Source organism: Enterococcus sp. DIV0876 (assembly GCF_050529585.1).
Classification (GTDB): domain Bacteria; phylum Bacillota; class Bacilli; order Lactobacillales; family Enterococcaceae; genus Enterococcus_D.
Genome location: NZ_CP172882.1, coordinates 2,548,343 through 2,570,481, shown reverse-complemented (window position 1 = coordinate 2,570,481; position 22,139 = coordinate 2,548,343). Strand labels below are relative to the sequence as shown.

Genomic DNA, 22,139 nt, shown 5'->3' with positions numbered 1-22,139 from the left:
GAGGATTATACTGCATGACGACGGAGAAATACTTTAAAGGGGATGTGTTTCACACACCCACTGACGGAAAATTAGAATTTCTCGAAGATGCTTTGATTCAAATTGATTCTTCTGGCATCATCACAAAAGTAACCAAAAAAGGCGATATCGATTATCAAAGCGCCTGTGAACACGCTGATAATGTCATTACTTTGTCAAAAGGGGCATGTTTCTTGCCAGGATTTGTGGACTTACATGTCCATGCACCGCAATGGCCCCAAGCGGGAATCGCGCTAGATGAACCATTGAATGTCTGGCTCGATGAATGTACATTTCCTTTAGAAGCCAAGTATGCAGATACAGCATTCGCGCAAACCGTTTATGAAGATTTGGTGGCTCAGTTACTGGCAAGAGGTACGACAACGGTTTTATATTTTGCCACGATCCACTTGGAAGCTAGCTTTTTATTGGCCAAGATTTGTGTTGAAAAAGGGCAACGGGGATTGGTGGGCAAAGTGGTGATGGACGATTCACAAGCCAATCCGGATTTTTATCGTGATGCCTCAACTGATGCAGCGTTGCAGGAAACAGAGGCGTTCATCCAAGCGGTTCAGGGATTGGCGGAATCCGCACATCAAGGAGTCTATCCGGTTGTCACACCAAGGTTTGTCCCTAGCTGTACCGATGAAGGGCTAGCAGGACTAGGTGCATTGGCCCAAAAGTATGATGTCCATGTTCAGACCCACTGCAGTGAGGGCCAATGGGAACATGATTTTGTGCAGGAACGTTTTGGAAAGACGGATACGGAAGTGCTCAAAGATTTCGGGTTGTTGAAAGAAAAGGCAGTCATGGCCCATAGCAACTTTATTAGTCCCAAAGACGGTGATTTATTTATTGAAGCCGGTGCTGCCGTGGCGCATTGTCCAATTTCAAACGCCTACTTTGCCAATAGCGTGATTCCAATCAAACGGTTGAAAGACCAAGGGGTCACGATTGGCTTGGGTACAGATATTTCTGGTGGATTTTCACCAAGCTTATATGACAATATCAAACAAGCCGTGATGTCTTCTCGAATGCTTGAAGACGGTGTTGATGTCAGGATCGAACAAAGTGACCGTGGGGTACCTGATTCCCGCATTTCCGTCGTTGATGCCTTCTCCCTTGCAACAAAAGGCGGCGGCGATGCATTACGATTGCCGATCGGGGTGATCAAAGAAGGGTATGCCTTTGATGTGCAAGTGATCGATAGCCAATGTAAAGACAATCCATTACCGGATTTTGGTGTCTTTACGACACCAGAAGCAAGACTGCAAAAAATCTTGTACTTAGCGACGATGCAAAATATTCGCCAAGTATGGGTACAAGGAAAAAAAGTACACGAAAAATAAGGAGAATGAACCAGTGGAAACAGCAAAAAACAAACATTTAACGATCGGTATGGATGAAGATATTCCTTTGGGACAATCCATCTTATTAGGATTGCAACATGTATTAGCCATGGATGTGTATGTACCGCCATTTATTATTGCGACAGCAGTCGCTATGTCATCTTCAGATGCCTCGGGATTGATTCAATCGACCTTCCTGGGTGCTGGGATTGCTTCATTGATCCAAGTATTATTCTTTTTGAAATTACCGGTCTGTCAGGGACCTTCATTCGTACCGGTAGGTGCAATTATTGGTATTTATTTTGGTGCTAGAGGAATGGATACAGTCTTAGGTGCCAGTATCGTTGGTGCGCTAGCGGTTATTTTGTTAGGCTTTACTGGAATCTATAAATATATCGTCCGACACTTTATTCCAACGATCGTCAGTGGTACGATCATCATGATCGTTGGATTGACACTGTTGCCAACAGCTTTTTCCAGTAATATTTATCCAGCAACTGACACGTTGACGTCGAATCAAAATATGTTATTGGCGGCGATCACTGCAGCTATCTTGATTCTTTTTTCGATGCTGGGTGATTATTTTCCAAATTTGGGTAAATATTTCCGTATTAGTTCCGTGATCATTGCTTTGGTGATTGGTACAGTCATTGCTTCATTCATGGGTGGTGTAGATCTTCAATCTGTTGCAGATGCGCCATTCTTCAGTTTGCCTAAACTGGCGTTTGTTCATTATGGTATCCACTTTGATGTGTCCGCGATTTTAACGATGCTCGTGATTTATATGGTTTTATTGGCAGAAACAACTGGCACATGGTATGCTGTCAGCTCTGTCATTGAAGAACCGGTAAGCGATGAACAAATCAACAAAGGTGTGATCGGTGAAGGCTTAGGTTGTCTAGTAGCTGCTTTGGTTGGGACAACACCTGTGACTGGTTACTCAACAAATGCAGGCATTATTTCAATTACCGGTGTTGCAAGTAAGAAAGTGTTTGTCATGGCTTCTTGCTGGTTCATCTTATTGTCATTCATTGGCAAACTGTCAGCATTGATCCATGCAGTACCGTCTGCTGTCATCGGCGGCGTATTCGCTGTGGTCTGTGTGATTATTTTATTAAGCGGTTTTCGGGTCATCAAGAACCAAGAATTCTCTGAGCGTGAATTGTACATCATCGGTGTACCATTGATTGTTGCAATTGGTCTTTTGTTTATGCCAGCTGAAATCAAAGAGTCAGCACCCCAATTTTTACAATATCTGCTTGACTCGCCAATTGCTTTAAGTGCGATTGCAGCGATTGTGATGAATAAATTGATTCCAGTGAAGAAATGAAATAAATAGGGTCAAAAGTAAGCACGCAACAAGAGATCATGTCTTGCGTGCTTACATTTGTATGACATAGACGCCTGAAAGTGGCGTATTTGTCATATTTGTCTGCATTAGAAAAAAATCCGTATGGATAGTTTAAATGAAATAACAAAACAGAAACCTTATTGTGATAAATAATATTGAATAAAGAGCCTTTTTTCGATTTCTTACAAAACGTAAGAAATTTGTCTTTTTTTAACTGAAATTGTAATGTGGTTATCACCTATGAAATATTCTTCGATGTTAGACTGATTCCAGTGGTTGAGTTCACTCAACTGTCGCAAATCGCAAAAGATGTTTAACAAAGAAGGAGATATTACGATATGAAATCTTTTAAAACTGTTTTATTCAGTACAGCTGTCTTGGCCGGATTTGGTCTTTTCCTAGGGGGGAAAGATGCTTTCGCTGATGAACAATATACGGTTCAGTCAGGGGATACTTTATCAACGATTGCGTATAATTACTTTGGTTCTGCGGATGCCGTCGACAAGATCGCTGAAGTCAATGATATTGCAGATATCAATTTGATTTATGTAGGTGAATCTTTGGTGATTCCGACCGACGATAACGACAGCTATACAGCAGCTTCTTATGAAGATACATCTTCAAATCATGCAGCAGTAAATGAGCAACCTGCTCAATCAGAATCATCACAAGCAAGCAGTAATCAAGCCTCAACTAGTTCAGAAAGCACTTCTAGCTATACATCATCTGCTTCTGGCTCTGAGTCTTCTGCCAAAGAATGGATCGCTAATAAAGAATCAGGCGGATCCTATACAGCGACCAATGGTCAATACTATGGTCGTTACCAATTAACAAGCTCATACTTGAATGGTGATTATTCAGCAGCCAACCAAGAAAAAGTTGCCGATGAATATGTGGCATCCCGTTACGGTTCATGGACAGCAGCTAAAGCATTCTGGGAAGCAAATGGCTGGTATTAAACAAACAAATTTGACAGACCTTTCACAGGTCTGTTTTTTTTTGATAAAAAGCGTTCATAGTAGATAGGGTCGGACAAACACCGCAGTTTGGTCACGTGACTTTTTCGATGTATAATAAACGCAAAGGCTTAGCTATCTTGGCTATTTCGCCGATTTTTTGGTATCGATTGCAAGATAGCAACGATTGATGAGCAAGAAGAATAATCTAAAGGAGAAAACACATGGACGCACAAGTAATAAAAGCGAAAATGGACCAATTGCAACGATTTGGGCAGACATTGCCTGGGGCAAAAGTATATTACCGAGAAGACTGGGGAACGATCTATTTTGATTTGCTAGGTAAACAGTTTGGGATGATGTCACCAGAAGCTTCTGAAGATACATTGATCACACTTAAAAATTTGCCTGAAGTGAATGAATCTTTGCGAGAGCAATTTCCTGGAGTCATTGTCCCAGGATACTATGCCAATAAAACCCATTGGAATTCCATAAAAATCGCTGATGAAGAAATGGCTGTTCCGGAGATTGAATATCTTATCCAAGTTTCTTATGAATTGGTCAAAGAAAAACTGACCAAAAAGCAAAGAGCTGAATTAGAAGAAAACTAACTACTAAAATTGTGACAAAAAACCGATCGGATCGTAGGATGAAAAATGCACGATCCAATCGGTTGTTATGATGATGTTTTAATAATACTCTCCATGACGATAATCCCAAGAATTAAAAGTATCAGATAAATACATTTGGATCTTGTCAACATCTAATCCTTTACGTATCAATACGGGCGCTGGCGTGACAGAGCGTTGATCGCCTTGTTCAGGAATCAACTGTCCCTCTTTATCGACAAAAGACACCATCACGCCTTGTTCATACCGGGTTTCAATGGATTTGTCTGGTTGGATCGAAGCAACATAGTCATTGCTCTCAATGATCAAGTCGGCCTCTTCAGCGATTTGCTCACCAATGCCTTCAACCAAACCGCGGTTGCCTTTTCCAGAAGGATTGGCTGAACTAGCGAACAACAAGGTATGATTTTTCTCCCATAGGGCTTGAGAAATTTGTTCGCCAGGTACCCCAAACTTGATCACGAAACAACTTGTGCCGCGAACATCCGTCATCAGCTCTTCTGAACCATCAGTTGGAATATAGGCTTTACCGGTTTCTTTCCAAGGCAAAATAGCACCAAAAAGGACATCGTTTTTCCAACATGTTTCATAAACAGCTGCTGTTTCAGCGTTCAATTCTGCCAATTCGTGTAATTGCTCTAAAGAACTGCAAAGAACCACACCGGGTTTGTTGCGTTTACGATTCTTGGCTGAAAATTTGCGTTCCAGACCTTGTTTATCGGAAACTGTAATAATGTAACCTACTTTTGTAGGACAGACAACGACATGGCCTTTTTCTTGCAATAGATCAATTGCAGATTGGGTAGGTTCTCCCGACCATTTGATTTGTTTTTCTTGATTCAAGTGATTCATCCTTTCTTGGGTCATGAATATTCTTATTGAAAATAAAGTGGAATATTCTGAAAATTCTGATACGAAGTTGTTAACAATGATGATAAGGGAATCAAATTGGATAGTCAAGAGAATTTGACATGAGAATGGGATAAGCAAGCAGGGATGCAGCTGGTGATCGAATGCTTATATGGAATGGACATGCTTAAAAAGGTAAAATATGCAGTCTAAAGTGAAAAGAATGACTATGTTTATCGTGCGTATTATGGCAAGATAATAAAGAAAGGTATTGAAGTTTGCAAACAAGCGTCAATTTTTTGCTCCTTCATCTTTAACTATCCGTAAAACTGGTAAAGTACGTGATGTTATCGTAGAAAACTAGAGTTGTGAAAATAAGCCCATGAAAAGAAAAGAGGTAAGTATGACGCATCTTAAATCATATGGAAAAATAACGTTTGCATTGTTTCTTTTAGCGGCAAGTATCAATCTTTTTTTAGGTCCCCACCATATAGCGGCTGGTGGTGTCAGTGGTATCGGGATTTTGTTAGAATCGGCCATTGGATGGGATCGAGCAGTGGTCATTATGATACTGAATATTGTTATGTTGATTTTGGCATATGTATTTTTAGGTAAAGGCCCGTTCTTAAAAGTCTTTTTTGGCAGTTTCGCTTTTCCCCTCGCCGTTGCCCTTGTTCCTGAGGTAAAGGTTGCTGATGATCGTTTGTTGTCTGTCATCTTCGGCAGTGCACTTTTTGCTGTTGGTGTAGCTATTTTGTATAAAAATCAATCATCTAGCGGCGGCACTACGATTCCCCCATTGATTTTCAAAAAGTATTTTGGGCTTAATCCTGCGATCGGCTTACTGGCAACTGATGCGCTTGTGGTTTCTATGAGTTTGTTTGTCTTTGGTTTCGAGGAGTTCTTGTTTGCCATTTTATCGATCGTGATCACCTCAGTGGTCATGAATTACATCGAAACTGGTTTTAATCGCAAAAAATCATTGATGATCATGAGCGATGCACATCTAGAAGAGATCCGAGCAGCTGTTTTTGAAAAAGTCAGTCGCGGTGCAACACTACTAGAGGCACAAGGCGGTTACCAACAATCTGAAAAGCAAGTCCTGCTGATCGTATCTAGTGATCAAGAGTTTATACAGATTCGACGGATTATTGAAGAAATCGATCCTAAGGCATTTGTGATCGTAAGTACAGTATCTGAAGTGCTGGGACAAGGGTTTAGTTATCATCCAATTGAATAACAAACAATACAAAAAAACGAAAGCGATCATTCCGTTCATGCAACGATCGCTTTCGTTTTTTTATGTTTGTGAAAAGTAATCGGGATAGGCCTGTTGTACCACTTGAAGATCATTGTCGATCACATCGATGTGCTGACGAACCAATGCAGTGATTTTCTTTTCATCTCGTGCATGTAATGTATCCCAAATTTCTTGATGATCACTTAAAATGACATCCCACGATAATGCTTCGACTTCTAAACGTAAGTAACGAAATCGATTCAAAGGCAAGATAATGGTTTGTAACCATGTCCAGACGTTTTCTTTATCTGCAATTTGGTAAATCAACTGATGGAAATCTTCGTCTAATTGAAAGAAAGCCTGCTCATCTTTTAATTGAGCATACGTCCGTTGCAGGATAATCAGTTTTTCTAAGTCTTTTAATTGATCAGCTGTAATCGCTTTGCAGGCAATAGCGAAAACTTCCTTTTCCAATGTTTCGCGAACGAAACGCGCTTCTTCGATTTGTTTGATGCTTATGCGAGAAACATAGGTACCGCTTTGAGGAATGACATTGATCAAAGCTTCTCTGCGTAGTCGAATGACTGCTTCTCTAATTGGTGTCCGGCCAATGGCCAATCGTTCTTCAAGGTCTTTCTCAGAGATTTTTTCACCAGGAATCAATTGTCCTGTAAGGATCATCGACTTGATTGATTCATAGGCTTGGTGTTGGAAATTCGTTGCTTTCATCATAAACGCTTCTTTCTATTCAATGCACGTCCATGCATCAAATGTATATCTATTAATGGCTGTTGCTTAGTCGTTGCATCATCGATCAAAATATAAACTAGTATATAAGTTGCAAGAACGTTTGTAAAGGGTTGCAATTTTTCTCTCGATAAACTAGAATACTAATATATTAGTTGACGAAGGAGGAATCAATTTGTTTGATTTAGATGTTTTGCGTGCAGCGGGTGTCAATGTGCCCAAGATGAACAAAGAAGACGTGCGTCAAAAGACACAAAAAGAGCCGCAATGGGTCCATTTCGGAGGCGGAAATCTATACCGTGCGTTTCATGCGGAAGTTGCACAAACATTGATTGATCAAGGTGTTCTTGATACTGGCATCATTGTATGTGAGACCTTTGATGAAGAGGTCATTGATCGAGTGTACACACCTTATCAACAAGATATAGTAGAGGTGATCATGCATGAGAAAGGGCGTTTGGAACAAAAATTACTCCAATCAACGGCTGCAAGTTACTTCTGCCATCCTTCCCGTGAGGAGAGTTATCAATCTGTCAGAGAGATATTCAAAAATAAAACGGTACAAATGGTAACGGTCACCATTACTGAAAAAGGGTATGGGTTAACGACAAGTACAGGGGCGTATCTGCAGTCAGTAGAACAAGATATTATCGCTGGACCGCATGCTGCAACACACACGATGAGTATTTTGGTTAGTTTGTTATGGGATCGCTTTCAATCGAGTGCAGCTCCGTTAGCATTGGTCTCAACAGATAATTTTTCTCAAAATGGGCAACGTTTCCAAGAGGCAATCTGGCGAATCGCCAAAGAATGGGCGCTCAAAGGGCATATTTCACAAGCTTTCGTTGACTATTTGCATGACAAAGAAAAAATTTCTTTTCCATGGTCGATGATCGATCGCATCACACCTCATCCTTCTCCAGTAGTGTTAGATCAATTGACACAATCTGGGATCGAAGGGCTGTCATTGATCCACACCAGCAAAGGAACGAATATAGCACCCTTTGCGAATACCGAAGCGACCCATTACTTAGTGATCGAAGATGATTTTCCCAATGGTCGTCCGGATTTAACCAAAGGTGGGGTGATTCTGACAAATAGAGCAGTTGTGGATAAAGTGGACATTATGAAAGTAACGACTTGTTTGAATCCATTGCACACAGCAATGTCGGTTTTTGGGTGTCTATTAGGGTTTCAGACGATTGCAGATGAAATGGCGGATCAAGATATACGTCGTCTTGTTAAAGGCATTGGATATCTTGAAGGATTGCCGGTAGTTGAAGATCCAGGTATTATCCAACCAAAAGCATTTATCGATGAAGTGATTGATTTCAGATTGCCTAATCCATTGATCCCCGATACACCCCAACGAATCGCAACAGATACGTCACAAAAAATGGCGATTCGCTTTGGAGAAACGATCAAAAAATATGTGGAAAGAGCACATGTAGAGGAACTTCAGTTTATTCCATTGGCGATTGCTGGCTGGATGCGCTATTTGTTGGCACTCAATGATGAAGGACAACCTTTTGATCCAAGCCCAGACCCGTTGCTGTCAGAATTACAAAATCATTTATCAGAAATCAAACTAGGCGCTACTAGCGATACGAAAGCTTATATTCAACCTATTTTAAGCAATGAAGCTTTGTTTGGTCTTGACTTGTACAAAGCAGGACTCGGCGAAAAAATACAAGGCTATTTTGAACAAATGCTTACAGGACCTGGGGCAGTTCGGTCTACATTACATGAAACAGTAGGAGGCGTACAAGAGTAATGGATATGACATTTAGATGGTATGGCAAAGAAGACGATAAAATAGATTTGGCTGATATTCGCCAAATTCCCGGAATGAAAGGAATCGTGGGGACACTATTTGATATTCCAGCAGGCGACGTGTGGCCTAAAGAACGGATTGCTGCTTTGGTTGCAGAAGTGGAGGCAGCTGGCTTGTCGCTGAAAGTGATTGAAAGCGTCAATATCCATGATGATATCAAAATCGGGTTGCCCTCCAGAGATCAGTATATTGAAAATTATAAGGAAACGATTCGCAATTTGGCTGCATTTGGCATCGAAGTAATCTGTTATAATTTTATGCCAATTTTCGACTGGATCAAAACGGATCTCAATTATAAGCTTCCCGATGGCTCATTTACGATGGCTTTTGAAAAAGCGGGGATCGATAAAGACCCTGAAACAATCGTTAGGGAAGTCGAAGAATCAAGTTCAGGTTATACGCTGCCTGGTTGGGAGCCAGAACGTTTGGCACATGTCAAAGAATTGTTTGTAGCCTATAAGGATGTTGATAACGACAAGTTAAGAGACAATTTCGCATATTTCCTGAAAGCCATCATTCCAACATGTGAGGAAGTTGGGATCAAAATGGCTGTTCACCCAGATGATCCACCGTATTCAATCTTCGGGCTGCCGCGGGTGGTCAAGAATCGTGATGACTTGGATTGGATCTGTCGTGTGGTGGATAGCCCATCTAACGGTATCACATTGTGTACGGGAAGTATCGCAGAGGACCCAAGCAACAATGTATATGAGATTTTAGCTGAATTTTGTCGACGTGATCGGATTCCATTTGCCCATGTGCGCAACATCAAATATTTAGGCAATGACAAAGATTTCTATGAAGCGCCCCACTTGTCTTCAGAAGGTTCCTTAGATATGTATAGAATCTTAGAAGCAATGTATACCAATGGATTTGACGGTTATATTCGTCCAGACCATGGACGAATGATTTGGGGAGAAACGGGTCGTCCAGGGTATGGCCTCTATGATCGTGCGATGGGCGCTTCTTATTTATTGGGGCTTTGGGAAGCCATCGATAAAGCGATCGGGAGATAAGAAAAGAGGGAACGATCATGTTTTTAGACGAAAACTTTGTATGTACTAACGATGTGGCCAAGCAGTTGTATCACGAATATGCGAAAGACCAGCCAATTATCGATTATCACTGTCACCTTGACCCCAAAGAGATTTATGAGGATAGGCCCTTTAAAAATATCACTGAAGCGTGGCTAGGCGGTGATCATTACAAGTGGCGTCTGATGCGTGCAAATGGGGTACCGGAAGAATTGATCACAGGTGAAGGGGCTGATTATGACAAATTCGCTGCTTGGGCTGAAACCATCGAAATGTGTATTGGAAATCCGTTATATATTTGGACAAATCTTGAATTGAGACGAATTTTTGGCATTGAAGAAGTATTGACGAAAAAGAATGCACCACTTATTTGGGATAAAGCGAATCAAAAATTAGCTGAAGCTGCCTATTCACCACGGCAATTGATCAAAAAAATGAACGTAGCGCTTATTTGCACGACTGATGAACCAATAGACGAGTTAGTGTATCATCAAAAGTTAAAAGGGGAATCCTTCGCTGTTTTCCCAACATTTAGACCAGACAAATCATTCAATATCCATTTACCGGAATTTAAGGAATATTTGCAGAAATTGTCTGCTGTCTCTGAAATGCCGATCAAAGACTATCCACAACTAGTGGCAGCATTGGCGCAGCGTGTCGCATATTTTCATCGCCACGGTTGCCGGTTATCCGACCACAGTTTGGCTCGATTATCTTCACACGCCTATGATCCAGAACAACTTGCGACTATTTTTGCGAAAAAAATGGCAGATGAAACTTTGTCAAATGAGGAAATCATGCTGTATCAAACTGGACTTCTCCTTGACTTGATGAAAGTATATGCAGCGTACGGATGGACAGCACAGCTGCACTTGTCTGCTACACGAAACAACAGCAGTGTGCTGATGCGAGATGTTGGACCGGATAGTGGTGGAGATGCGATGGGTGATAGTCCTTTAGAAAGTGGACTGAGTCGCTTATTTGACCAGTTGCACAGTCAGGCTAAATTACCGCAAACGATTTTGTATTCCTTAAATCCAAAAGATTATGTGTCCCTCACTGCTTTGATGGGGTGTTTCCAAGAAGAAACCAAAGGGAAATTACAACTAGGTGCTGCATGGTGGTTCAATGACACCTATTCTGGCATGCGTCATCAATTGACAACAGTAGCCGAGGGCGGTGTTTTAGGCAACTTTGTCGGGATGCTGACGGATTCTCGCAGCTTCTTGTCCTATCCAAGACATGAATATTTCCGCAGAATTCTCTGTCAAGTGATCAGTGAATGGGTAGCAGATGGGCAATTACCTGAAGACCTGACTTATTTAGGGGGAATCGTCGAAAAGATTGCCTATCAAAATGCACTGTCTTATTTTAACTTTGGTCAATAAGCCTAAAATCGAACTGCACAAACCACGTGTAAAAGTGGGAGGTGCAGTTTTTTGTGGTTTACTAATGTTCAAAATTCCAGTAGGATACACATAAGTAGTCAGATATGCAGGAGTGAGGTGTACCAGTTGAATCCATTTTATCAAGAAGTATACGGATTGGTGGCAAAGGTTCCTTATGGGAAAGTCGTCTCTTATAGTCAAATATCGTGGTATTTGGGTCAGTTGAACCAAGCCCGTGCTGTCGGCAGAGCGATGAAATATAGTCCCAGCCATTTACCCGCACATCGCGTCGTACGGGCAGATGGTGTACTTGTTGGTCCATCGGCAGAAACAAGACGGGCAGCGTTAGTTGCTGAAGGCGTTTTGTTCAAGCCAAATGGCAGTGTGGATATGAAAGCCTGTAGTTGGCAGATCCCTGTTGATCTTGAATAAACCTACTGATAGCAAGGTGGTAGCTATATTTATATGGAGGGGTAAAAAGGGACTATATGAAAAAAAGAGAATTTATTGTTCAAGATTTGTTAAGCAAAATTTATCAAGAACAGTTCAATGATGGGAAATTACCCAATCAAAGAGATTTAGCAAAACAATACGGTGTGTCGCGTTTTACGATCCAACAAGCAATCAAGAATCTTGAAGAGATTGGCATCGTTCGTGTGGTACAAGGTTCTGGAATATTTATCCACGAAAAATGGGTCAAAAATCCGCTGATTTTCAACTCTTTGACACGGACACCGTATGATCGTATACATTCTAAAATGATCTCATTGCAAAAAACAAAAGCCACACTAGATGAGCAAAAGATTTTTCAGTTAGCACCACACGATGAAGTCTGGACGTTTGAACGTGTGCGGATCGTAAACTACAAAATCGAGCAGTTAGAAACATCAAAATTACCCGCTCGGTTATTTCCTCAGATGACACAGGAAGTGGTGGAGCATTCGATTCAGCGGTATGTTGAAAGCTGCGGCTATCGTATTTCTCACTATATCAGCAGTTATACGCCAATTACTGTCAATACAGCCCAAGCGAAAATCCTTTTGTGTAAACGAGGTACGCCTGCGATGCAAATCAGCAATCGAGCTATTTTGGAAGATGGGCGCGTATACGAATTCAGTAATATTGTGGCGATCGATTATAGCGTGACCTACATTCGTCCCTTTGACCGCGAAATTCATCGCTCCAGAATTGATTAAAACGGGTCACAAAAAAGCCTAGTGACATTCAATGACTTAACGGCAACGTTAGCTTCAATGAATGACCTAGGTTTTTTTTGGATCTATTTTTTACGGGGTGATCAAAGTGCCGTCAGGCGTCCTGCTTTGTGTCCATTCATGCGGACGATAGACCACGGGAAATTGAGCAGCGGCTTCTTCGTCAAATGTGATGCCAATACCACTTTGCTCGATTGGATAGAAGAACCCATCTTTAGGTTGAGGACTTCCACCAAATACGGATCTTGTGTTGGCAGGCACATCGATCGTTTCTTGGATAGCCGCGTTATGCAGATGGATATTCAGATGGGTATTGACGGCTAAGCCTACTGGGCTGATATCAGATGGCGTATGCCATGCAATGCGTACCCCCATTGCATCACAAAAATGCGCTAATTTTAACGCAGGTGTGATCCCGCCGATTTGAGATACATGGGCCCGCATGAAGTCGATTTGCTGGTTTTTGACCAAAGATTGCCATTCCATAGGATTGTTGAACAACTCACCTGTTGCAATTGGTACTGCTGATTGGCTGCGTAATTGCGATAGCCAAGTGTTTTGGTCTGGCGGCAAAATATCTTCTAGGAAAAAGAGGTTGTATGGTTCAGCCGCCTTTGCAAACTGAATCGCTTGATTTGGATGCAACCGTTCGTGCACATCATGGAGCATCTGAAACTGATTGCCATATTTTTCTTTGATGGCTGCAAACATAGCCAGCGTAGTATCCATGTATTGGGATTGATCAAAATAGGACCCAGTTAGTGGTTCTTCAGGTGTCTGTAATTGACTTGGGTTGCCTCCATAAAAGCCAAGCTGACAACGAATATAACGGTAGCCACTTGCTAAAAAGCAATCGATTTCTTGGTAAAGCGTGTCTAAGTCATCAGCCACAGCGTGGGTATAAGCAGGGATCGCTGTCCGTGCTTTTCCGCCTAAAAGGGCATACAATGGCATATCTGCTAGTTTTCCTTTAATATCCCATAATGCCATATCCACCCCAGAAATGGCATTGTTGGTGATTGGTCCATTTCGCCAATAGGAGTTGACGTTCATGACTTGCCAAATATCTTCGATCTGATTGGCATCTCTGCCAATCAATAGGGGACGTAAATACTCGTCTACAACATTTTTTACGGCTAATGGTCGAAATTGAAAAGTGGCACAACCTAAGCCGGTAATTTCTTTATTGGTTTCTACTTTAACCACCACAAGGTTATGACGATCAGGTTTGATTGCAAAAGCCTTTACGTCTGTAATAATGGTTGGTGTCATTTGAATCACTCCAATTTATTCTCTAATTGCTAAACTCATTGAAACATGCTGAGCAACCGCTGTCAATTTGGTCTGAAAAACATCTGATTAAGCACTATAAAAACAGTCCAATTTGAGTTGCTGTTTTATATTATTGCTGATACATCAAGGTTTATTTGCGTTTTTGTGTGAAAAGGACTGGTTTTACAACTCAAAGAAGGCGTGCTACTATGTGAATGAAAACGGACACACCTGTTGGGGCCCGCACATATGCAAACAGGACCGTTCATTCATGATTAGGAGGATTGTAAAAGATGACGAAAGAAGAAATCGTTGAACAGATCATCAAAGATGTTGGTGGTGCAAATAATATCAACAATGCTTGGCACTGTATGACACGTTTGCGTTTTGATTTAAAAGATGCACAGAAAGTTGATTATGCGTCTTTGGAAAAGACACCGAAAGTAGTTGGCACAAAGTACCAAAGTGATCAATTGCAAGTCGTGATCGGTACAGATGTCGCTGATTACTATGGACCTTTGGCAAAAAAGTTGGGTCTTGACGATAAAAGCCAGCAAACAAGTACCGAGAAAAAAGGGGCAATTTCATTATTTATGGATACAGTATCGGGTGTTTTCGGTCCCATTGTACCTGCAATTGCCGGTGCTGGAATGATCAAGGGACTGATGGCAGGGCTAGTTGCTTTAAATGTCATTTCAAATCAAACGGATACTTATTTAGTCATTGATATGATTGCCAGTGGTGTTTTTACATTCTTGCCATTTTTCGTCGCTGCTTCTGCTGCCAGGATCTTCAAGACAAATCAGTATCTTGCAATCGCAATTGCTGCTACGCTGCAATTTCCGACAATGACAAATGCTGTTTCTGAAGGCAGTATATCGGCCTTTAAATTATTTGGCGTTTTACCGGTACCCGTTTTCAATTATGCTGGTACGGTGATTCCAATCATCTTTGCTGTATTGGCCCTCAGTTACATTTATCGTTGGGTCGACAAGATCTTGCCTCAAGTACTGAGAACCGTTTTTACACCGACTATTTCGTTGTTTGTGGCGGGACTAGTTACATTGACTATCATTGGGCCAATCAGCATCCATTTAGGTAATTTATTGGCTGATGGTGTCGCAGGTTTATTTACGATTTCACCTGTTTTAGCAGGTATCGTGGTAGGTGCGATTCGCCCAATCGCCATTTTTACAGGATTGCATCATGCGATGACGCCCATTGCTTTACAAAATTTTGCCAACCAGGGCTATGATATGTTGATGCCGATGATGTTCATGGCCAATATGGCGATTACTGGCGCAACAGCAGCAATCTATTTTAAGGTCAATACCAAAGAGGAAAAATCAATTGTCTTATCTTCAGCAGTATCAGGTATTTTAGGCATTACTGAGCCAGCGCTGTTTGGTATTTTATCTAAATACAAGAAAGCCTTTCTTGCTGCAACGATCGGTAGTTCGATTGCTTCAGCCTTCATCAGCTTTTTTGGTGTTCGGATTTATGGCTATATTCTTTCAAGTATTTTTAGCTTGCCAGCCTATATTGGCGAATACTTTATCTTTGCTGTACTGGGTATTGTCATTGCGATTGCGTCTTCTTTTGCCATCACTTATTTCCTTGTACCCAAACAACCTGCAGAAGAAAGTTATACCAATGAAATCGATTTGCATGCAGTGACAGAAGGTGCATATATTCCTTTGGAAAATGTACCTGATGAAGTGTTTTCTACAAAACTGATGGGTGAAGGATATGCGATTCAATCAGAGACTGGCACGATTTATGCACCAGTCACTGGCGAAATTACTTCTGTATTTCCTTCGAAACACGCAATTGGGATCAAAACGTCAAATGGTGCCGAGGTCTTGGTCCATATGGGCATCGATACGGTATCACTGGATGGACGAGGCTTCGACGTTTTTGTCAAAGCCGGGGATCAAGTGACAGCACAAACAAAATTAGCTCAAATGGACTTGGAGTATATCAAACAGCAAGGCAAAGAAACCATGGTCATCGTATTGATCACCAACATGGATCGTGTGCAACAATTTTCCGGTGTGACGCGTCTGGAAGGAAGTCATCCAGCTGGGGCTGTGTTAGAGAAAGTGATTTTGAATGCTTAGCAGCTAACCAATCAAAAGAGTGGTGAAGTGGTGCGTCTTATCAAATAAATAAAACAGCGGCTCAAAGCATAAAATTTGTTTTGAGCCGCTGTTTAGGTGTAGAACATATCATGCAAAAATAACCAATAGCTATTCTATATAAAAGTGCTTTTCAGTGTCTTTACGCGTGAAACTATACTATATTTAAAGAGTAAACGAATCAGTTTTATCTATCCAATAAATCTAAGAATGGGGATAACTATGAATAAAATTATACTGATTGGTAACGGAGATGTCGGTTCAAGTTATAGTTTTGCGCTCGTTTCGCAAGGTTTAGGCAATGAAGTTGGGATTATCGATTTAGATCGCAAGAAAGTTGCTGGAGATGTAATGGATTTACAACATGGATTGGCTTTCGTAGGGCCAAAGTCGGTCTATGAAGCTACCTATCAGGATTGCTCAGATGCCGATTTGGTTGTTATTACAGCGGGGGCGGCACAAAAACCCAATGAAACTAGATTAGATTTAATCAAGAAGAATACGTTGATTATCAAAGATATCGTAAAGCAAGTCATGGCTAGTGGATTCCACGGAATATTTTTGATGGCAACAAATCCTGTGGATGTTTTGACGCATTATGTCAAAGAAATCACTGGATTTCCAAGTAATAAAGTGATTGGCTCTGGAACTTCCTTAGACACAGCTAGATTGAGAAATGCAATAGGGGATAAAATAGGTGTTGATCCAAGAGATGTGCAGGTTTATGTCTTAGGAGAACATGGTGACACACAATTTCCTGTATGGTCACATGCTTACATTGGCGGTTTAGATTTAAAGGAATGGATTCAGGCACATCCTGAACTGACACGCCGTGATTTGGATGTTATCGCAACGGATGTGAAGAATGCAGCTTATGATATTATCGATGCGAAAGGTTCCACACATTATGGGATAGCTATTTCTTTAGCACGCATCACGCGTGCAATTTTGTACGATGAACAGGCCGTGTTGCCAGTATCTGTTCATCTAAACGGAGAGTATGGGTCTCAAGATGTGTGTGTCGGATCGACAGCAATTATTAACAAAGACGGGATCAAAGAGGTGATCGAAATCCCATTAGACGAACAGGAAATGTCTTTGATGAAGCACTCGATCATGACTATCAAAGATATGCAACTTCATTCATAGGCGCAAAAAGATGACTTCGATTTCCGAAAATGGGCAATCGAAATCATCTTTTGTTTTTGTCAATCACTCATTCTTGTGCGCATTGTGTTGCTTTTCTTGGCCATTCATTTATTCATAACGTAATGCTTGGATCGGATCCAATTTGCCAGCGCGATTGGCAGGCAACGTACCAGCCAAGAAGGCAATAATCAAGATAATGCCCATGACAATAAAAGTGTTGGACCAAGAAAAACCAATTAGCTGGAAACCACTCAGTTGTTCTAAAAATGATTGAGTAGCCACCTTATTAATCAATTCTCCTATACCAAAGGCAGTGAGAATACCTAGTAATACACCAAAAAAGCCATTCATCAATGCTTCAAAACTAAAGGTCAAAAAGACTTTCCCACGACTCATGCCTTCATTAAACCAATTTCTCTTGTTCGGTCTTGTACGGACATATACAATGTATTAATGATCCCCAAGCTGGCCAATACTAAAGCAATGGCTGCAAAAATCGTCAACACACCTGTTATGGTGTTGACGACCATGAATATTATTTTTGTTAAAAAATAAAAAAGCAGTCCACATCGGGCTGCTTTTCATTTTTTTTTATCAACTCCGCAATCCTCGGCCATTTTCGATCAAATACCAGCATACACCGTAAAGTATGGCAATGAAGAGAACCAAAATACCGATTGATAAGAGAATCGGTACATCGATCGTCCCTAAGAAGCCGTAGCGAAAACCAGAAATCATATAGACGATTGGATTGACCTTAGAGATGGCTTGCCAAATGGGCGGCAACATACTGATCGAATAAAAGACACCGCCTAAATAGGTCAACGGTTGCAAGACAAATGTCGGTACAATCGATACATCATCAAACGATTGGGCAAAAATCCCATTTAAAAGGCCGGCCAACGAGAAGAGAATTGCTGTCATAAGCAGTGTCAAAACAACAATGGTCCAAGAGAATACATGTAAAGGCACAAAAAAGAGTGAAATGATCGTGACCAAAATTCCTACCAAAACACTGCGCCCCAAGCCGCCAAAAACAAAGCCCCAAATGATCACATGGGTCGGCACAGGTGCAACCAGCAACTCTTCAATATTCTTTTGAAATTTCTGTGAGAAGAAGGAAGAGGACACATTGGCATAAGAACTCGTGATCGTAGACATCATGATCAATCCCGGTACGATAAACTCCATATAGGAAAAGCCACCCATATCACCAATACGGCTACCGATCATTTTTCCAAAAATAATAAAATAAAGAGAAGTAGTGATCACTGGTGGAACGAGGGTTTGGACCCAGATACGTAAATAGCGGTTGGTTTCTTTGGCCGCTAAACTTTTTAAAGCTGTAAAATAAAGACTAAACATGTTTTTCCCCCGCTTCATGCGCTTCTTCTGTGATTTTTAAAAATAGTTCTTCTAAGCGATTGGATTTATTTCGCATGGATAAGACGTTCACACCTTGTTGGTTAAACTGTCGAAATAAGTCATTGACCCCTTGGTCACGGGCAACTTCCACAGCAATTGTTTGCGGGTCTTCCATTTGGCTGACGTAACCGGTGATGATCGGTGTGTTTGATACGGGTTCAATATCGAATAAAAAAGTTTCAAACTGTAACTTCGCCAATAATTCTTTCATACTAGTATTTTCAATCAATACGCCTGATTGGATGATGCCAATATTACGGCACAGCATTTCCGCTTCTTCCAAATAATGGGTGGTCAAAATAATCGTCGTTCCTTGCTGATTCAATTCTCTCAAAAAAGTCCACATTTCACGGCGTAGTTCAATATCGACGCCCGCTGTTGGTTCATCCAAAATCAGCAAACGCGGTTCATGCATCAATGCACGGGCAATCATCAATCGCCGTTTCATTCCGCCAGACAACATGCGGGCCCGAACATGGCGTTTTTCCCAGAGATTGGCTTGTTTCAAATATTTTTCGCTGCGCAGAGTCGCTTCTTTTCGTGAAACACCATAGTAGCCTGCTTGATTGACCACGATTTGTTGGACGGTCTCAAATGGATTGAAGTTGAATTCTTGCGGAACCAAGCCGATTTGCTGTTTGACTTGAACCAATTCTTTGTCTAAGTCATAGTCGAATACGCGAACAGTACCTGAGGATTTATTGACCAAAGAGGTGATGATGCCAATCGTGGTGGATTTACCAGCCCCGTTTGGTCCTAACAGCGCATAAAAGTCACCTTCTTCGACTGTTAAATCAATTCCCCGCAAGGCTTCGACCCCAGTGGCATAAACTTTGCGTAGATCTTTTATTTCTAGTGCATAGGTCATTCTGTCAAAATCTCCTTATAACAATGATGCTTTATTTTAGCATTACTTAGGTAACAAAACCGAATAGTTTGTTTTCTTTCATCATTTATGGCACAAAAAAAAACGATCGATAGGATCGTTTGGGGCATAACTTTCCATGTAGTCCATCAAAAATCACGCGTAGGTGTTTCTGTTTGGCCCAATAGATAGTCGACAGATACTTTATATAAGGCTGATGCGTGTAGAATGGTCAATACATCCGGCAAAGTTTCTCCATCTTCATACAAGAGATAATCAGCCAATGGTACATCCAAGTGTTGCGACGCTTCTTGTTTGGTTAAGCCAAATTCTTCTCGTAGATATTTGAAGCGACAGCGTAAAGTATCTAACAAAAAAGCTTCTTCTAAAGTCACGTTGCGCGTCCTCCTTTATGAAAAACGACCATTATGGATAACCTGTATACTATTGTACCAACAAACACGAGAATTGCGAAATGATTCACATGTTATCCAAGCTATTTTTTTAAAAAAACCGAACAAAAGACTTGCTCTGAGACGCGTTTCATAGCGTATGCTTGGTTTACAAAAGGAAGAAAGGGTTGATATAAATGAATACATATATGAAAAAAAACGAGGAACAATGCTGCTACGTTTCTTTGCTGTTTGATGGAGAAAAATTGATTTTGACGCAACCAAAAGGATTTTTTCAAGCTGCCAAAAGTGAGCTTTCGTTAGCTGACATCTCCCATCTGCGGTTTGATGAGCATTTTGGTGCCCAAAGAATCGGCTTTGTACACAACAATGATTACTATCAGTTTTATGCATGTGGCTTAAGTGTGATAGACTATATGAAAGAACAATTGACAGTTTAAAGGAGTAGAGATGGATGGCAAATATTCGGGATATTGCAAAAATGACTGGCTATTCTGTATCGACAGTATCACGGGTCATCAATAACAACCCCTATGTCAGTGAACAGAAACGACGAGAGATTTTGGCAGCGATGCAAGCAGTCAACTATATTCCGAACCATACAGCGCAGGTTTTGAGTGTTGGCAAAACCAAAAATGTTGGGGTGATCCTGCCTTTTGTCAACCACCCTTATTTTGATGCTTTATTGAGTGGCATTACAACTGCCGCTTTTTCTCGTGGCTATAAGGTGACCCTGTTGCCGACCAATTATGACCCTCAAGCAGAAGAAGCATATTTGAAGGCGTTCGCCGCTAAAAGCTTTGATGCAATGATCATTACTTCTCGTGCCAATCCAATCGAGGTACTGCTGCCTTATTTGGCCTATGGTCGCATCATTTTTTGTGAAAAAATTGATGCGGTTCCTGATGGGTGCACCTATATTGATCGAGAGGGATCGATACGTGAAGCATTCGCTTTTTTGAAAGGACAAGGGGTCGAACGTGTGGGTGTGACATTAGGCAGAAGCCGCAAGTTGAGCAGCAATTCTAAAATCACCGTTCGTTTAGCCAAAGAATATTTTCCCAGCTTTTCGGAAGACTTGATTTTTTGGGATAGTTTATCTGAAGAAGATGGGAAAGAGGCGGCAGCTTTTTTTGCTGATCAAGAGGTGGAGGCGATATTTACCAATGGGGATCGGGTAGCGGCTGGCATTCATTTGGCCAGACCAGATAACTGGCTCGTGATTGGCCGTGACCATTTGTTTATTAGTGATGTACTGCAATTTTCAACGATCGACTATCATTTGCAGTTATGTGGCGAAACTGCCTTGCAACTAGCAGTCAAAGAAAAACAAGGCAGCTTTAAAATCCCTTATCAGTTTATCCAACGACCCAAGATGCATCAATAAAGACCTCTTGGTCCACCTTCGTTGTGGATCAAGAGGTCTTATTTGTCATGTCACTTCTCTTGCTGCTGTGTATAATAATCAATCAGCTGTTTCAAAAGAATGGTGGCGCCAGCACCTGCGCGTTGATCATAATATGCTGTAAATCGCGGATCATTGACATACATTTCTCCTAACGTACGATGATACGCAAAAGTGTAGAAAGGAGCGGCAACAGCAAGCCAGTTTTTATGGGCCGCAAAGGCAGCTTCAGCTTTATCTGATGGCAAGCAAGTGACAGTTTCAGTCAGTAGTTCAGCCAATAACTTGATCAATTGTGTTTCATCGGCGGATAACTTTTCAAAGACATCTTGCGGCATATCGCGCCACATGTCTTGATTTTGTGCAACCACTTCAGTACCATAGATTTCTTTGGCTTCGGCACCGTATAATGCTTCATTTTCGGGTAAGGTATGGGTTTTGAAATAGGTGAATTTTTCTTGATTGGTCATATTTTTCTCTCCTTCATAAGATGCAAGTGTGTCAGCTAAGGCTGTAAGCAAATCATCCAAGTTTTTTCGTTGCAGTGTTAGTTGCTGATAGTGGCTGTGCAATATCGAATAAATGTCGCTTTCTGAGTGATCGAGGATCGAAATGATGCTATCCAGTGATAACCCAAAGGCTTTGAAGTATAAGATTTGCTGCAGGCGGTCAGCTTCTTGTGTACCATAGAGGCGATAGCCATTATCAGAGACCGCAGCCGGCTTCAACAGACCGATTTCATCATAATAACGTAAGGTGCGGCTGCTGACACCAGATAATTGCGCTAACGCACGAATGCTATATTCCATGTTGATTCCTCCTATGGGTTTATCTTACAAGTTGACGTTACGGCAAGGTCAAGA

At 41.3% G+C, this 22,139-nt stretch carries 21 protein-coding genes and 1 pseudogene; 14 read left to right on the top strand and 8 right to left on the bottom strand.

All coding sequences use genetic code 11. The features are described from left to right. Positions 1-14: 14 nt before the first annotated feature. The 4 genes from guaD (at position 15) to IGI41_RS12205 (ending at position 4,285) form a co-directional block, all read left to right on the top strand. A complete protein-coding gene (gene guaD, locus IGI41_RS12220) occupies positions 15-1,367 on the top strand; it encodes a guanine deaminase (protein WP_430610045.1) in 1,353 nt (450 codons plus the stop codon). A 49-nt stretch (positions 1,368-1,416) separates the two neighbouring features. Next, complete coding sequence (locus tag IGI41_RS12215) at positions 1,417-2,697, top strand: uracil-xanthine permease family protein (protein ID WP_430612837.1); 1,281 nt, start codon at positions 1,417-1,419, stop codon at positions 2,695-2,697. Between the two features lie 359 nt (positions 2,698-3,056). Next, positions 3,057-3,677 carry a LysM peptidoglycan-binding domain-containing protein gene (locus IGI41_RS12210; protein ID WP_430610044.1) on the top strand — a complete coding sequence of 207 codons (621 nt, stop codon included), beginning with the start codon at positions 3,057-3,059 and terminating at the stop codon, positions 3,675-3,677. Positions 3,678-3,898: 221 nt separating this feature from the next. Continuing rightward, complete coding sequence (locus tag IGI41_RS12205; RefSeq protein ID WP_430610043.1) at positions 3,899-4,285, top strand: MmcQ/YjbR family DNA-binding protein; 387 nt, start codon at positions 3,899-3,901, stop codon at positions 4,283-4,285. 78 nt (positions 4,286-4,363) lie between these two features. Here IGI41_RS12205 and IGI41_RS12200 read toward each other — a convergent pair whose 3' ends face one another. Beyond that, positions 4,364-5,155 (bottom strand): L-threonylcarbamoyladenylate synthase, encoded by a 792-nt coding sequence (locus IGI41_RS12200; RefSeq protein ID WP_430610042.1) that lies wholly within the window; start codon positions 5,153-5,155, stop codon positions 4,364-4,366. 400 nt (positions 5,156-5,555) lie between these two features. On the opposite strand from IGI41_RS12200, the gene IGI41_RS12195 reads away from it, so the two are divergent. Then, entirely contained in the window at positions 5,556-6,392 is an 837-nt protein-coding gene (locus IGI41_RS12195; RefSeq protein WP_430612835.1) for a YitT family protein, read from the top strand. A gap of 60 nt (positions 6,393-6,452) precedes the next feature. Here IGI41_RS12195 and IGI41_RS12190 read toward each other — a convergent pair whose 3' ends face one another. Then, positions 6,453-7,124 (bottom strand): GntR family transcriptional regulator, encoded by a 672-nt coding sequence (locus IGI41_RS12190; RefSeq protein ID WP_430610041.1) that lies wholly within the window; start codon positions 7,122-7,124, stop codon positions 6,453-6,455. Between the two features lie 190 nt (positions 7,125-7,314). Here IGI41_RS12190 and IGI41_RS12185 point away from each other — a divergent pair, with 190 nt between their 5' ends. The 5 genes from IGI41_RS12185 (at position 7,315) to IGI41_RS12165 (ending at position 12,591) form a co-directional block, all read left to right on the top strand. Next, positions 7,315-8,913 carry a mannitol dehydrogenase family protein gene (locus tag IGI41_RS12185; protein WP_430610040.1) on the top strand — a complete coding sequence of 533 codons (1,599 nt, stop codon included), beginning with the start codon at positions 7,315-7,317 and terminating at the stop codon, positions 8,911-8,913. Further along, positions 8,913-9,989 carry a mannonate dehydratase gene (uxuA, locus tag IGI41_RS12180; RefSeq protein ID WP_430610039.1) on the top strand — a complete coding sequence of 359 codons (1,077 nt, stop codon included), beginning with the start codon at positions 8,913-8,915 and terminating at the stop codon, positions 9,987-9,989. The genes IGI41_RS12185 and uxuA overlap by 1 nt, the downstream gene beginning before the upstream one ends. A gap of 17 nt (positions 9,990-10,006) precedes the next feature. Then, positions 10,007-11,395: a glucuronate isomerase gene (uxaC, locus tag IGI41_RS12175; RefSeq protein WP_430610038.1), complete on the top strand. Its 1,389-nt coding sequence runs from the start codon at positions 10,007-10,009 to the stop codon at positions 11,393-11,395. Positions 11,396-11,512: 117 nt separating this feature from the next. Continuing rightward, a complete protein-coding gene (locus tag IGI41_RS12170; RefSeq protein WP_430610037.1) occupies positions 11,513-11,827 on the top strand; it encodes an MGMT family protein in 315 nt (104 codons plus the stop codon). 56 nt (positions 11,828-11,883) lie between these two features. Further along, positions 11,884-12,591 carry a GntR family transcriptional regulator gene (locus tag IGI41_RS12165; RefSeq protein WP_430610036.1) on the top strand — a complete coding sequence of 236 codons (708 nt, stop codon included), beginning with the start codon at positions 11,884-11,886 and terminating at the stop codon, positions 12,589-12,591. A 90-nt stretch (positions 12,592-12,681) separates the two neighbouring features. On the opposite strand, the gene IGI41_RS12160 is transcribed toward IGI41_RS12165, so the two are convergent. Next, positions 12,682-13,881, bottom strand: a complete 1,200-nt coding sequence (locus IGI41_RS12160) for an enolase C-terminal domain-like protein (RefSeq protein WP_430610035.1) — start codon at positions 13,879-13,881, stop codon at positions 12,682-12,684. A gap of 293 nt (positions 13,882-14,174) precedes the next feature. Here IGI41_RS12160 and IGI41_RS12155 point away from each other — a divergent pair, with 293 nt between their 5' ends. Further along, a complete protein-coding gene (locus tag IGI41_RS12155) occupies positions 14,175-16,001 on the top strand; it encodes a glucose PTS transporter subunit IIA (RefSeq protein ID WP_430610034.1) in 1,827 nt (608 codons plus the stop codon). 240 nt (positions 16,002-16,241) lie between these two features. Further along, on the top strand, positions 16,242-17,168 hold the full coding sequence (locus IGI41_RS12150; protein ID WP_430610033.1) for an L-lactate dehydrogenase: 927 nt from the start codon (positions 16,242-16,244) through the stop codon (positions 17,166-17,168). Between the two features lie 108 nt (positions 17,169-17,276). Here the strand turns inward: IGI41_RS12150 and IGI41_RS12145 are convergent. From IGI41_RS12145 to IGI41_RS12130, 4 genes and pseudogenes are all read right to left on the bottom strand, one after another. After that, positions 17,277-17,695, bottom strand: a pseudogene (locus IGI41_RS12145) (ABC transporter permease); the annotation flags it as partial. Positions 17,696-17,762: 67 nt separating this feature from the next. Beyond that, a complete protein-coding gene (locus tag IGI41_RS12140; protein ID WP_430610032.1) occupies positions 17,763-18,533 on the bottom strand; it encodes an ABC transporter permease in 771 nt (256 codons plus the stop codon). After that, positions 18,526-19,461, bottom strand: a complete 936-nt coding sequence (locus IGI41_RS12135; RefSeq protein WP_430610030.1) for an ABC transporter ATP-binding protein — start codon at positions 19,459-19,461, stop codon at positions 18,526-18,528. Before IGI41_RS12135 ends, IGI41_RS12140 begins: the two co-directional genes overlap by 8 nt. 146 nt (positions 19,462-19,607) lie before the next feature. Continuing rightward, the gene (locus IGI41_RS12130) at positions 19,608-19,853 is read right to left on the bottom strand and encodes a helix-turn-helix domain-containing protein (RefSeq protein ID WP_430610029.1); all 246 of its coding nucleotides are present in this window, start codon (positions 19,851-19,853) and stop codon (positions 19,608-19,610) included. 206 nt (positions 19,854-20,059) lie between these two features. On the opposite strand from IGI41_RS12130, the gene IGI41_RS12125 reads away from it, so the two are divergent. Further along, on the top strand, positions 20,060-20,311 hold the full coding sequence (locus IGI41_RS12125) for a hypothetical protein (protein WP_430610028.1): 252 nt from the start codon (positions 20,060-20,062) through the stop codon (positions 20,309-20,311). 14 nt (positions 20,312-20,325) lie between these two features. Beyond that, positions 20,326-21,258, top strand: coding sequence for a LacI family DNA-binding transcriptional regulator (locus IGI41_RS12120; RefSeq protein WP_430610027.1), 933 nt, complete (start codon positions 20,326-20,328; stop codon positions 21,256-21,258). Positions 21,259-21,308: 50 nt separating this feature from the next. Here the strand turns inward: IGI41_RS12120 and IGI41_RS12115 are convergent, their stop codons facing one another. After that, positions 21,309-22,085, bottom strand: a complete 777-nt coding sequence (locus tag IGI41_RS12115) for a MerR family transcriptional regulator (protein ID WP_430610026.1) — start codon at positions 22,083-22,085, stop codon at positions 21,309-21,311. Between the last annotated feature and the right edge of the window lie 54 nt (positions 22,086-22,139).

Bases quoted from the DNA above. Each gene is read 5' to 3' on its own strand.
- IGI41_RS12215 (WP_430612837.1), top strand. From the start codon at position 1,417: ATGGATGAAGATATTCCTTTGGGACAATCCATCTTATTAGGATTGCAA.
- IGI41_RS12135 (WP_430610030.1), bottom strand. From the start codon at position 19,461: ATGACCTATGCACTAGAAATAAAAGATCTACGCAAAGTTTATGCCACT.
- uxuA (WP_430610039.1), top strand. From the start codon at position 8,913: ATGGATATGACATTTAGATGGTATGGCAAAGAAGACGATAAAATAGAT.
- IGI41_RS12205 (WP_430610043.1), top strand. From the start codon at position 3,899: ATGGACGCACAAGTAATAAAAGCGAAAATGGACCAATTGCAACGATTT.
- IGI41_RS12150 (WP_430610033.1), top strand. From the start codon at position 16,242: ATGAATAAAATTATACTGATTGGTAACGGAGATGTCGGTTCAAGTTAT.
- IGI41_RS12210 (WP_430610044.1), top strand. From the start codon at position 3,057: ATGAAATCTTTTAAAACTGTTTTATTCAGTACAGCTGTCTTGGCCGGA.
- IGI41_RS12140 (WP_430610032.1), bottom strand. From the start codon at position 18,533: ATGTTTAGTCTTTATTTTACAGCTTTAAAAAGTTTAGCGGCCAAAGAA.
- IGI41_RS12165 (WP_430610036.1), top strand. From the start codon at position 11,884: ATGAAAAAAAGAGAATTTATTGTTCAAGATTTGTTAAGCAAAATTTAT.
- uxaC (WP_430610038.1), top strand. From the start codon at position 10,007: ATGTTTTTAGACGAAAACTTTGTATGTACTAACGATGTGGCCAAGCAG.
- IGI41_RS12120 (WP_430610027.1), top strand. From the start codon at position 20,326: ATGGCAAATATTCGGGATATTGCAAAAATGACTGGCTATTCTGTATCG.
- IGI41_RS12190 (WP_430610041.1), bottom strand. From the start codon at position 7,124: ATGATGAAAGCAACGAATTTCCAACACCAAGCCTATGAATCAATCAAG.
- IGI41_RS12200 (WP_430610042.1), bottom strand. From the start codon at position 5,155: ATGAATCACTTGAATCAAGAAAAACAAATCAAATGGTCGGGAGAACCT.
- IGI41_RS12115 (WP_430610026.1), bottom strand. From the start codon at position 22,085: ATGGAATATAGCATTCGTGCGTTAGCGCAATTATCTGGTGTCAGCAGC.
- IGI41_RS12195 (WP_430612835.1), top strand. From the start codon at position 5,556: ATGACGCATCTTAAATCATATGGAAAAATAACGTTTGCATTGTTTCTT.
- IGI41_RS12125 (WP_430610028.1), top strand. From the start codon at position 20,060: ATGAAAAAAAACGAGGAACAATGCTGCTACGTTTCTTTGCTGTTTGAT.
- guaD (WP_430610045.1), top strand. From the start codon at position 15: ATGACGACGGAGAAATACTTTAAAGGGGATGTGTTTCACACACCCACT.
- IGI41_RS12155 (WP_430610034.1), top strand. From the start codon at position 14,175: ATGACGAAAGAAGAAATCGTTGAACAGATCATCAAAGATGTTGGTGGT.
- IGI41_RS12160 (WP_430610035.1), bottom strand. From the start codon at position 13,881: ATGACACCAACCATTATTACAGACGTAAAGGCTTTTGCAATCAAACCT.